Below are 248 nucleotides of genomic sequence, written 5' to 3' on the forward strand. Positions count from 1 at the left end.
CGGGCGGGCCCCCGGCCCATCACGCCAGGGGCCCCTCCCTCACTCCCCGGCTAGAACACGCCGTTCCCCGGGAAAGCCGCTCCCGCCAGCCACACGACCGCCAGAAGCGTGTCAATAGCGCCCAGCACAAAGGCGACCAAGGCCGTCACCGGCCGCGAACGCGACCACGTGCGACCCATGGCAAGCCAACCGCAGACGATCGCCACGGGGCCCAGAATGATGCCCAGCACGAAGAAGCCGGCGACCGC

1 pseudogene is annotated in these 248 nt (G+C 71.0%); it reads right to left on the bottom strand.

From position 1 onward, the window contains the following. Positions 1-50 precede the first annotated feature (50 nt). Positions 51-248 (bottom strand): annotated as a pseudogene (locus DI272_RS43230) (small hydrophobic protein); the annotation flags it as partial.

The organism is Streptomyces sp. Act143 (assembly GCF_003143935.1).
Lineage (GTDB): Bacteria > Actinomycetota > Actinomycetes > Streptomycetales > Streptomycetaceae > Streptomyces.